We start from the raw sequence: 10,474 nt of genomic DNA, 5'->3' as shown, positions 1-10,474 counted from the left end.
TAAGGCCCCCAGTAGACCACTGGGTTGATAGGCCAGAAGTGGAAGCACGGCAACGTGTGGAGCTGACTGGTACTAATAGGCCGAGGGCTTGTCACCAACCCACCCCTTGTGGTGGGACAATGAGACTTGCTGCGTTACAAACGATGATTCGCGTTCACTGTACGGTTCCCGAAATACGGTCAACCCCAGCACACCAACACCCCCACACACGTGTGGGTGTTGTGACTGGTAGCAGGGCGGTTGGTTGATATTTTCATAGAGTTACGGTGGCCATAGCGTCGGGGAAACACCCAGTCTCCATTCCGAACCTGGAAGTTAAGCCCGACAGCGCCGATGGTACTGCGACCGGGAGGTCGTGGGAGAGTAGGACGCCGCCGGACATTCACACTGTTAAGGGCCACCCCGACTGGGGTGGCCCTTAACATTTCCCCCACCGTGTTCCTGACCCACCGGCAGCCCGCACGGGTCTCTGGCCGGTGGACACCGGCGTCTGTAATCACCAGCCCTGCCAACCACCCCGGGGTTGTGCCCTCGCCAGCCCTCTGGCCCCGTCACGAGCCCGCCCAGCCCGAAGACCTGCCACAGCCGGCATACAGCACAGTCGACATCTGCCACACCCGACGCCTGCGGGAACTGGGCACATGCCGCCTGACCTGCCTGGACCTCTGCCGGGTTTCTGCCCGGCGGACCCAACCGGCGCGGGTTTCTGTCGGACCGTACCCGGGCCCGCCGCCCGCCGGTGTCCGCCACGGCCGGTGTCTGCCGGACATGGGTAGCTGTCGGCCGGTCGGACTGTCCCCGGCTTGGAATTCGCCGGTGTTTGCGGCGGTCGGCGCCTGCGGGAGCTGCCCCAGTGCGCATGAGTTGGCTCGCTCGGGCTCGCAGGTGCCGAGTGCCTCGACCGACAACTGCTGGAGACTACAGTCGACTCGCTCAGCTCATGGTTGCCGAGCGGTGGGGACTCCACCGTGCGACTCTCGACGCTCACTAGTCCTCGCAACGCACCTACCCAAGGCCTCTCCTGAAGTGCTTTACCTGACTTGGGCCACTATCCGGGCCTGAACGGTTGCGGCAGCGTGCTGACCTGCGGGTTCGCCGTGCGGGGCGGCCGGATTTGCGCACTAAAGGGGGGCTCGTACCTGACGCTCGAGTCGCTGGACCCGTCACGGTGGCCGGTGCTGTGGACCTTGTGGAGGCCTACTCGGTGACGATGCGGAAGACCGGGAAGTTGGCGGCGATCCGCTCGAACTCGCTCAGCGGAGCATGTCGGTCAAGTGGGAGATGCGCGCGCGCTCCCGGCGCGACCGCAAGGTAGCGGCGCAGGATCGGCGCTCGGGCAGCCGGCTCGACCTCCTCCAGTCGGACGGGCTCACGGCGGCCGTGCCGCAGCTCCGCATGACCTCTCGCGGCCCGGACGTTGCGGACCCAGTTGGCGTCCTCGCCGAGCATCGAGACCAGATAGCGCTCGCCCTCGTGGTCGGCGATCGCCACCGGCATCGTGATCACCCGGCCGGTACGCCGGCCGGGAACGGCGAGGACCGCCAGCCGGTTCGGCAGCACCAGCCCGGATCCGTAGATCGCGGCATCGGCCCGGTTGATCAGCCGACCGGCCAGGTTCGGTCGTCCGTCGCGGTACAGCCACCGGCGCAGTCCGGCCACGGTCTCGCCGGGTGTTCTCAGCAGGCGCATGGCGGACTCCTCTGCAGGTCGAGCGGGTAAGGCCCAGCGTGGCCCCGGCGACCGTCGACCCGCAGAGTCGCGGGTCCCGCCGTGCTGGGCCGAAGGTCCCGTGCGGATGACAGCGCGTTGTGCGGTTGTTGAGGCTGCGCTTGGGGGGCATCGGTCCCTACCTGGCGGGCAGGGAGCCCGGAAGTGACTTCTCGCGGGCGCCCTCCCGGTGTTGGTCTTCCGCTTCGGCCGGCGCTCGCTCGGTGTCCTCGGCCTGGACACGGCCGGTCCTTGTGATTCGGGCGGTGGTCCAGCGCAGCAGGGTCCGACGATATCCGCGAGAACCTTCGGCCCAGTGCGATTGTCACCGGTGCCCTTGTCGCTCCAGATCTCGGTGGCGACGCTGGACTCGGTCGCCCCCGCTGAGCGACTCGGCGATGTTCTCGCCCAGTTGCTGGAAGGCGTTGACTCGGTGCCGCTCGGTTCGCCGACCAGATCCGCGCCGGACAGCAGCTCCTGACCGCCGTGGACCCCGCTGCCCAACGACCTACGGGACACCCTCGCCCAGATCACCTGAGCGGAAGGTGCGCACTACCTTGGCCCAAGTCAGGACGCTCACTGGTCCTCGCAACGCACCTACCCAAGGCCTCTCCTGAAGTGCTTTACGAAGGCGCCTGACCCGAGGTGTCTGCCTCCAGTTGTCTTCCGGCAGGTGTCTCCGCGCTGGTGTCTCCGCCCAGGTGTCCGACTCTGGGGTCTTCCCGCTCGAGTCTCCGCGCGGATGTCCCCGCCTGGATGTGCCCGTCCAAGTGCCTCCGCCTACGTGTCTCTTCTAGTGCTTGCGCGTGGCGACTGCGAGGGGACGTTTCTGGTCAGGCTGGGGTGGGGTTGGTCAGCCAGGCGGCGAGGCGCTCGGCGAGCATGACGGTGGGTAGGTTGGTGTTGGCGGTTGGGATCGTCGGCATGACCGATGCATCGGCGATCCAGAGTCGGTCGACGCCGTAGACGCGGCCACGGGCGTCCACCACCGCGTCCCGGTCGGGATCTGTGCCCATCCGGCAGGTACCCACTGGGTGATGGTAGGAGGCGACGCGAGCGCGGATGGACTCGGCGATCGCGGTACGGGCGTCGTCCGCGACAGCCGGCCCTGGTTCGATCTCGGCGCCGGTGACGAGCGCGGCGAGCGGCTCACTGCGGGCGATCCGGCGGGCCTCGACGGTGGCGTCAACCATGCGGGCGAGGTCGTCGGGGTGACGAAGGTGTGCCACGTCGATACGCGGCGGATCGCTGGGATCGGCCGACCTGACTCGCACCGATCCCTCCGATTGCGGGGCCATCAGCCCGGCGACGATGCCGAAGATCGCCCCAGACTCGCAGATCTCACGTTCGACGGGGAACGGCCCGGCCGCGAAGAGGTGGAGGTCCGGCGCTCCGCTCGAGGTCGAGGAGAGCGTGGCGATCGCCTGGAACTTCGGTCCCGCGGCCGGTCTGGTGGGGAGGTCGACGGCAACGATCGGGTGGTCGATCAGATGCTCGCCGACAGCCGGCAGATCCGCCACGACGTCGATACCGAGCCGCGACAGGCGGGCTGCGGAGCCAACGCCCGAGCGAGCAAGGATGGCCGGGCTGCCGTAGGTGCCGGCCGCCAGCACGACTCGGTCCGCCTCGAGCAGCTCGCCCGTTGTGGTGCGCACGCCGACCACGCGGCCATGTGCGATCTCTACCCGCCCGATCGTCGTGTCGGCGCGTATGGTGAGGTTCGGCCAGTGCCGGGCGGCGGCGAGGTAAGTGATCGCGGAACTCATCCGCAGGCCGTCTCGGACGTTGCGTGGAGTCGGTCCGATGCCGAGTGCGCCCGGTCGGTTATGGTCGGCGACGTAGCTGTGTCCTACCTGAACAGCGGCATTGATGAACGCTTGCTGGATCGGGGTGAGCTCGTCGGCCGGATGACGGCGGATCGGGATCGGACCGCCGTTTCCATGCCAGCGGTCGGCGAAATCGAGATCGGATTCCAGGCGCCGAAAGAACGGCAAGACTTCAGCGAAGCTCCACCCAGGATTGCCCAGAGCTCGCCAGCGGTCGTAATCGGCCGGGGCACCGCGCAGCGCGAAGCAGCCATTGGTGGCGGAACAACCACCGATCAGCCGCGCTCGAGGCAGCGGGACGCGCCGGTCCAGAGAGTCGGCCTCGGCGAAGTAGCCCCAGTCGTGACCCACGGTCGGCTCGGAAGCGTCGGCAACGTCGGCCGGCAGTCCGTCCAGGTTCGGATAGTCCGGCCCAGACTCGATCAGCAACACCGCGCATCCCGCGTCCTCGGTCAGCCGGGCCGCCAGCACGCACCCTGCGGTGCCACCTCCCACCACGATCACATCGCCGCTCATTCCGGCCTCCCCTCCCCACTTCTCACGATCGCACGGTCCACCGGACAGCCACGAGGCCGGACTTCCTTGCTGCCTGCGGCAACCTGGCTCCACCCAAACGTGGGATCGGTTGCTCCCGGACGTACCGCGTCGGCGTCCGTACCTCGTCGCGCTGAGCCATGGCTCCCTCACAGACGGCGCCGTCGGACGCGTCGAGGTCGGACGTGGCGTGATCACGGTCGACCCGGAACACCGTTAGCGAGGCAGACCCCGACCTGAGCGTGAAGGATCCGCGGGCCGGAGGGGCGGAGGGCCGGAGGGGCGGAGGGGCGGAGGGGCGGAGGGGCGGAGGGGCGGAGGGGCGGAGGGGCGGAGGGCCGGGTGGGTGGGTGCACCGATGGTGTGCGCACTGGCTTAGCGAGGGTGGGGCGGGTGTGGGGTGCCGACCTGAGGTGCGCGTCAGGCGACCAGGGGCGGGTCGGAGGGGCCGGAGGGGTGGGTGGTTCGCGGGGTTGTGGGATGGGGTGTACCGGATGTCTGGTTGTGGGGGTGGCGGCGGTACCTTTGTTCTTTGTCCATTTGCTGCAGATGGCTGCAGCGCCCTTGCTCGATCGAGCTACAGCAATTAGGAGTCAACGTGGCGACGCCACCTCGCAATCCTCGCTCCGGTTCTGGGGACCGTCGCGGTTCCTCCGGAGGTAGCGGCCGTCCTGGTCGCGACGGTGGTGAGCGGTCGGGCTCCGGTCGTTCAGGGTTCAGTGGTGGACGGGCCGGCTCGGGGTCGGGTGGCTCGGGCGGCGGGCGTACCGGTGGTCCCGGTGCTGGGCGGACCGGTGGGTCGGGTTCCGGGCGTTCGGGCGGATCCGGCGGGTACGGCGCTGGGCGTCCTGGTGGATCCGGCGGGTCTGGTGCTGGGCGTTCGGGTGGTTCGGGGCGTTCTGGTGGCGATGGTTGGAGCTCTGGTGGATCGGGTGGGTCCGGTGGTTGGGGTTCCGGCGGTTCTGGTGGTCGGGGGACTGGTGGGCCGCGTGGAGCATCGAGCCGGGGGGATGGGCCTCGGTCGGGTGGGGCGCGGAGTGGTCCGCGGTCCGGTGGTTCGTATCGCGACGGGCAGGACCGTGAGGAAGGCCGGTTCGAGGGTCGGCGCGGGTTCGCCGGGTCGCGGCGGGATGACAAGGGTGAGCGGGATCCGTTCGGCGGTCAGATGTCGGGGCGTGGGGACCGGGATGACCGCGGAGGACGTGGAGCCGGTCGGGACGAGAGGTCTGGCGGGTACCGGCGTACTGGCAGTCGTGATGACCGTTCCGGTGGGCGTGGTGGCTTCCGGCGGGACGAGGGCCCGCGCCGTGATGAGCGCGGCGGAGGCGGGTCCCGGCGGGATGAAGGTGGGCGTGGTGACTACCGACGGGACGACCGCGGTGGGCGCGATGAGCGTGGCGGAGGCGGGGGCTTCCGGCGGGATGAGCGCGGTGGGCGCGACGAGCGTGGTCGGGTCGAGCGTGGGGGGCGTGAGGGATTCCGGCGGGATGAGCGGTCGGGTGGGGGTTTCCGGCGCGATGAGCGTGGGGGGCGGGACGACTCCCGGCGGGGCGAGGGCGCTGGTCGGGACGAGCGTGGGGGACGCGGGGACTCGCGGCGTGACGAGCGCGGTGGTGGCGGGTTCCGGCGGGATGAAGGCGGGCGTGGTGACTACCGGCGGGATGACCGCGGTGGGCGCGACGAGCGAGGCGGCCGGGATGACCGCGGTGGGCGCGATGAGCGTGGCGGAAGCGGGGGCTTCCGGCGGGACGAGCGCGGTCGGGACGAGGGTGGGGGACGTGAGGGATTCCGGCGGGACGATCGCGGTGGGCGGGATGAGCGTGGGCGTGGGGCCGGGGCTGCTCGTGGGGGTGGGCCTGGTCGGGGCGAACGTGGAGCATTTCGGCGGGATGAGCGGGGTGGCCGGCGGGATGAGCGGGGTGCGGGGCGTCGTGGGGATCGGCCGCTAGAGGAGAAGGCTGGGCCGCGGCGGGATGATCCGGTGATTCCGGAGGGGATCACCGGGGCTGAGCTGGACCGGTCGGTGAAGGCTGAGCTGCGGTCGTTGCCGCGCGGCCTTGCGGACCTGGTCGCGCAGCACCTCGTCGCGTCGGGCCGGTTCATCGACGACGACCCGGAGCGGGCGTACCAGCATGCGCGGACTGCGCGGCGGCTGGCTGCGCGGCTTGGCGGCGTACGGGAGGCTGTGGCGATCACGGCGTACCTGGCTGAGCACTACGACGAGGCGCTGACCGAGTTCCGCGCGGTACGGCGGATGACCGGGAACCATGAGGTCATCGCGATGATGGCTGACTGCGAGCGGGCGCTCGGGCGGCCGGAGAAGGCGCTGACGCTGTCGCGGGACAAGCATGTTCGCGACCTGACCGAGGCGACGCAGGTCGAGCTGCTGATCGTGGCGGCCGGCGCGCGGCGTGACATGGGGCAGACGGCGGCGGCGATCCAGACGCTGCAGGTGCCGGAGTTGACCAAGCGGACGAAGGCGGACTGGCTGCCGCGGCTGCGCTACGCGTACGCCGACGCGCTCGAGGAGGCCGGTCGGGAGGACGACGCGCTGATCTGGTTCCACCGGGCGGCCGGGGTCGACGCTGACGGTTCCACTGGTGCCGCTGAGCGGGCTGCGCAGCTCGAGGGTCTCCAGTTCACGGACCTCGACGAGGACGACGAGGACGACGAGTACGAGGACGAGGCGTACGACGCTGAGCCGGAGGACGAGGCGGACGACGCGGAGTTCGACGACGAGGTGGACGAGGCGAAGGACGAGGCTGAGGACGCGGAGCTCGACGGCGAGGCGTACGACGCTGAGCTGGACGACGAGGCGGACGACGCCGAGCTTGACGGCGAGGTGGACGAGCCCGACGACGACGCTGAGACCGCGGAGCTCGACGACGAGGTGGACACCGCGGGCCTGGCGGACGACGAAGCGGACGAGGCCGAGGGGGACGCGGAGTTCGCGGACACGGGGCTTGAGGGCGAGGCCGAGGAGGACGCGGAGCTCTCGGACGTGGCGGTCGCCGGCCAGGGTGAGGACGCGGCGGGGGACGCTGAGCTACACGGGGTTGTCGATGACGCTCTGGATGGGGAAGTGGCGAAGGCCGACGAGTCGGACGGGGTGAAGGGGGAGTAGGGCTGGGCGGTGCTGTGCTGACGCGTTCACTCGGAGCAGGGAGAATGGGTGAATGGCGGAGAGCGTGGCGGGTTGGAGCGGTGCGTTGTCGGCTGAGGCCCCGGTCGGGGCGCTGGTGGTCAATGCGCTGACCAAGGGGACGACGCGCCTGCAGGGCGCCGTTCTCATGGTCGAGAAGGGTGAGGGCGACGCCATCCACCAGGTGCGGGTCTCTTGCCGGCGGTTGCGGAGCAACCTGAGGCTGTTCCGGAAGCAGCTGGCGGGCGACTGGGCACAGGACCTCCGCACCCAGCTCGCCGCCCTCGCGAACGCGTGTGGAGAAGCCCGCGACCTCGAGGTGATCGCGGCGCTCGTCCGCGAGACCGCCAACAGCGAGGACGACCCTGAGCACGTCGAGACGATCCTGACGACCCTCACTGTCGCCCTGGATCGTGCCGCTGCCCGTTCCAACCACGTGGTGACCGGCGAGAGTACGGCGGCGTTGCTGCAGACCTTGGACGCGGCCGCAGCCTCCCCACTCCTCAAGCCAAAGGCCAGCAAGCCCTGCAGCGAGGTGCTGCCACAGCTCCTGACGGCCGCCAGCCGCACGTTCACCGAAGAGGCCGACAAGCTCAAGCCCTGGACCCAGGACGACGACTGGCACGAGGTGCGTCTGCTCGCCAAGCGCGTCCGGTACGCCGCCGACACCAGCGCCGCCGTACTCGGGGACGAGGCCAAAGAGACCGCCACCCAGGCAGCCAAGTACCAAGAGCTGCTGGGTCAGCACCAGGACCACTGCGCTGCCGCGGACGCTCTGACCGCGATGGCCAGGGAGGCAGCTGCGCAGGACGATCCGGAGCTGTCGTTCACCCTCGGCCGGCTCACCGAGCGCCACCGCGCGGCCCGCAAGCCGCTCCGCGAGGAGTTCCTCAGCCTCTACCACCGCCCCTGAGCAGCGGTCACAGCGTCCGGAACAGCAACCCCACCCGCGGCTTCGGCCCGAACGACGTCGCCTTCTGCGGCAGTACGACGCCCTGCAGCGCGGACCGCAGTACCTGGTCCATCCGGGGTGCTGTGAGCTCCACAACGGCCTGCTGAGGGCCAGCCAGAGCCAGTGCGTCAGCCAGCGTGTGGTGGAAGCTGATGTCCTCTTCCACCACGCCCCACGCCGGCAGCAGCAGGTCGTGCAGCATAGACACCGCCGGAGCCTCCTGACCGTGCGTCGAGTGCAGCGTCAGCCACTCCGAGCCGTCAGTGACACCAATCCGGTCCGGCACGCCCTCTACTCGCCCCGGCAGCACCCGCCAGCCGGTCGGTGTGCGCGAGGAGACCGTGGCCAGGTCCAGGCCCGGTATGACGCGGTGGATCGGGTCCAGCGTCAGCGGGTGGCGGTTGTAGTCGACCAGCATCGCCAGACCGACATCAGTACCCCCTCGCGACGGCTCCCGCCGGCGCCGTTCCAGGTAGGCCGCATAGCGGTGGTGGCCGTCGGCAATCAGCGCTTCGTGTGTCGCCAGCTCCGCAGAGATCGCTGCGAGCACGATGGGGTCTTCGATACGCCAGATGCGATGCTCCGCCCCGGTGGTCTCGGCCTCCAGCCACGGCTCTCCGGACCGCGCGGCGTCCACTGCGTCACTGGCCACGCCCCCGTCGCCGTACGCGAGCAGGATCGGCTCCAGGTCGGCGTCGGTGGCCTCCATCAGCTCGAGGCGGTCGTCGACCCAGTGCGGCATGACTTCCTCGTGCGGCAGCACCACGCGCCGGGCCGGGTCCAGGCCGAGTGAGCCGACCAGTCCGCACAGTACGGCGTTCCCCAGCTGCTGCTCGTAGACGTACAACGCGGGCCGCTGGTCCTGCACCACCACACCGTCGCGTTGCCACCCCGCGAGCCGTCGGGCGGGCTCGTCGTACCGGCCGGGGCCGAGCTCAGGATCGCGTGGAAGGATGAGCCTCACCATGTTGTGCAGATCAGAGTCAGTCAGCCGCCGGACGATGGCGGGTTCCAGTACGTCGTACGGCGGCGACGTGACGGCGCCCAGCGCGCTCACCTTGCCGGCCACGAACCGCCAGGCGCGCAACGGCTCGAGCCGCAGCACGCTCCCGCTCGAGTCCGGCCCGGTTGCTGGCATGGGCGGCATCGTACGGGGGGAAGCATGAGCACGGAACGAACTTCGCCCGCGCCGCTGTCCGCATGTGACGAACCGCTCGCCGGCCGGTACGACGTCGCGCTGCTCGACCTCGACGGTGTCGTGTACGTCGGGCCCGACCCGGTCCCGGACGCGCCGGAGAACCTGCGCAAGGCGGCCAAGGAGGGCCTGCGGCTCGGCTACATCACCAACAACGCGAGCCGGCCGGCCCGGGTGGTCGCCGAGCACCTCGCGTCGTTCGGGCTGGATGTGATCGCCGACGACGTCGTGACGTCCGCGCAGGCGGCCGCGAAGCTGATCGCGAGCGAGTACCCGGAGGGCTCGCCGGTGCTCGTGGTCGGCGGTGAAGGGCTGACGTCGGCGCTGGAGGAGTACGGGCTGCGTCCGGTCCGCAGCAGCGACGCGCACCCGGTGGCCGTCGTACAAGGCTTTCACCCGGATGTGAACTGGGTGATGCTCGCGGACGGCGCGCACGCGATCAACGAGGGCGCGAAGTGGTACGCGACCAACCTCGACCTGACGATCCCCACGGCCGCCGGTATGGCGCCGGGGAACGGGACGCTGGTGCAGGCGATCCGGGCCGCCGTCGAGGTGGACCCGATCGTGGCCGGCAAGCCGGAGCGGCCGTTGCTGGAGACGAGTATCGAGCGGCTGAACGCCGAACGACCATTGATGATCGGCGACCGGCTCGACTCCGACATCGAGGGCGCGAACAACGTCGGGATCGCCAGTCTGTGGGTCGCGACCGGTGTCCACGACGCGCACGATCTGGCCCGGGCTCCGAAGAACCAGCGGCCGACGTACGTCGCGGCCGACCTGGGCGCGCTTGCGGAGAAGCAACCCGGAGTCATGGTCGACGGCGGGCGGCACACGTGTGAGGGCTGGACCGCCGAGGTCGTCGACAACGCCGTGAGCGTGAAGGGCGAGGGCGAGCCGTACGACGGCCTGCGGGCGATCCTGTCCGCGGTGTGGGCCGCGGTCGACACCCCGGCGAAGCCGGTCGCGAAGAAGAGCACGGCCCGCGGTCGCCGCCCACTGCCCAAGCCGGCCCCGGCGCCGGGCTCGATCGCCATCGACGCCGCCCTGCACCGCGTCGGGCTGGACAAGTAATCGCCCGGGGTTGCCCCCTCGGACCGGGGGTTGCCCCCTGGGATTCC

9 protein-coding genes and 2 rRNA genes are annotated in these 10,474 nt (G+C 70.1%); 7 read left to right on the top strand and 4 right to left on the bottom strand.

All coding sequences use genetic code 11. From position 1 onward, the window contains the following. Both ACIBGM_RS31380 and rrf read left to right on the top strand, forming a co-directional pair. Positions 1-96: ribosomal RNA gene (locus ACIBGM_RS31380) — 23S ribosomal RNA — on the top strand; the annotation flags it as partial. A gap of 166 nt (positions 97-262) precedes the next feature. Next, a 5S ribosomal RNA gene (gene rrf, locus ACIBGM_RS31375) occupies positions 263-380 on the top strand. An 817-nt stretch (positions 381-1,197) separates the two neighbouring features. On the opposite strand, the gene ACIBGM_RS31370 is transcribed toward rrf, so the two are convergent. Further along, entirely contained in the window at positions 1,198-1,689 is a 492-nt protein-coding gene (locus tag ACIBGM_RS31370) for a nitroreductase/quinone reductase family protein (protein WP_396387580.1), read from the bottom strand. A gap of 334 nt (positions 1,690-2,023) precedes the next feature. Here ACIBGM_RS31370 and ACIBGM_RS31365 point away from each other — a divergent pair, with 334 nt between their 5' ends. Further along, positions 2,024-2,188, top strand: a complete 165-nt coding sequence (locus ACIBGM_RS31365; protein WP_396387578.1) for a hypothetical protein — start codon at positions 2,024-2,026, stop codon at positions 2,186-2,188. A gap of 352 nt (positions 2,189-2,540) precedes the next feature. Here the strand turns inward: ACIBGM_RS31365 and ACIBGM_RS31360 are convergent, their stop codons facing one another. Next, complete coding sequence (locus ACIBGM_RS31360) at positions 2,541-4,049, bottom strand: GMC family oxidoreductase (RefSeq protein WP_396387577.1); 1,509 nt, start codon at positions 4,047-4,049, stop codon at positions 2,541-2,543. Between the two features lie 734 nt (positions 4,050-4,783). Then, entirely contained in the window at positions 4,784-5,065 is a 282-nt protein-coding gene (locus ACIBGM_RS31355; RefSeq protein WP_396387576.1) for a hypothetical protein, read from the bottom strand. A 189-nt stretch (positions 5,066-5,254) separates the two neighbouring features. Here ACIBGM_RS31355 and ACIBGM_RS31350 point away from each other — a divergent pair, with 189 nt between their 5' ends. From ACIBGM_RS31350 to ACIBGM_RS31340, 3 genes are read left to right on the top strand one after another with little or no spacing between them, the layout of a single operon-like run. Further along, complete coding sequence (locus ACIBGM_RS31350) at positions 5,255-6,016, top strand: hypothetical protein (protein WP_396387574.1); 762 nt, start codon at positions 5,255-5,257, stop codon at positions 6,014-6,016. A gap of 32 nt (positions 6,017-6,048) precedes the next feature. After that, entirely contained in the window at positions 6,049-7,191 is a 1,143-nt protein-coding gene (locus ACIBGM_RS31345; protein ID WP_396387573.1) for a hypothetical protein, read from the top strand. 52 nt (positions 7,192-7,243) lie between these two features. Continuing rightward, positions 7,244-8,122 (top strand): CHAD domain-containing protein, encoded by an 879-nt coding sequence (locus ACIBGM_RS31340; protein ID WP_396387572.1) that lies wholly within the window; start codon positions 7,244-7,246, stop codon positions 8,120-8,122. 7 nt (positions 8,123-8,129) lie between these two features. On the opposite strand, the gene ACIBGM_RS31335 is transcribed toward ACIBGM_RS31340, so the two are convergent. After that, positions 8,130-9,299, bottom strand: a complete 1,170-nt coding sequence (locus tag ACIBGM_RS31335) for a DUF1015 domain-containing protein (RefSeq protein WP_360537461.1) — start codon at positions 9,297-9,299, stop codon at positions 8,130-8,132. 24 nt (positions 9,300-9,323) lie between these two features. On the opposite strand from ACIBGM_RS31335, the gene ACIBGM_RS31330 reads away from it, so the two are divergent. After that, positions 9,324-10,427 (top strand): HAD-IIA family hydrolase, encoded by a 1,104-nt coding sequence (locus tag ACIBGM_RS31330; protein WP_396387570.1) that lies wholly within the window; start codon positions 9,324-9,326, stop codon positions 10,425-10,427. The last annotated feature ends 47 nt before the right edge of the window (positions 10,428-10,474 follow it).

It is taken from the genome of Kribbella sp. NPDC050470 (assembly GCF_044458365.1).
Classification (GTDB): domain Bacteria; phylum Actinomycetota; class Actinomycetes; order Propionibacteriales; family Kribbellaceae; genus Kribbella.
This window is presented reverse-complemented; position numbering and strand designations above follow the sequence as displayed.

Excerpts from the sequence above, each read along its gene's own strand:
- ACIBGM_RS31370 (WP_396387580.1), bottom strand. The coding sequence starts at position 1,689 with ATGCGCCTGCTGAGAACACCCGGCGAGACCGTGGCCGGACTGCGCCGG.
- ACIBGM_RS31335 (WP_360537461.1), bottom strand. The coding sequence starts at position 9,299 with ATGCCAGCAACCGGGCCGGACTCGAGCGGGAGCGTGCTGCGGCTCGAG.
- ACIBGM_RS31330 (WP_396387570.1), top strand. The coding sequence starts at position 9,324 with ATGAGCACGGAACGAACTTCGCCCGCGCCGCTGTCCGCATGTGACGAA.
- ACIBGM_RS31355 (WP_396387576.1), bottom strand. The coding sequence starts at position 5,065 with ATGCTCCACGCGGCCCACCAGTCCCCCGACCACCAGAACCGCCGGAAC.
- ACIBGM_RS31360 (WP_396387577.1), bottom strand. The coding sequence starts at position 4,049 with ATGAGCGGCGATGTGATCGTGGTGGGAGGTGGCACCGCAGGGTGCGTG.
- ACIBGM_RS31350 (WP_396387574.1), top strand. The coding sequence starts at position 5,255 with ATGACCGCGGAGGACGTGGAGCCGGTCGGGACGAGAGGTCTGGCGGGT.
- ACIBGM_RS31340 (WP_396387572.1), top strand. The coding sequence starts at position 7,244 with ATGGCGGAGAGCGTGGCGGGTTGGAGCGGTGCGTTGTCGGCTGAGGCC.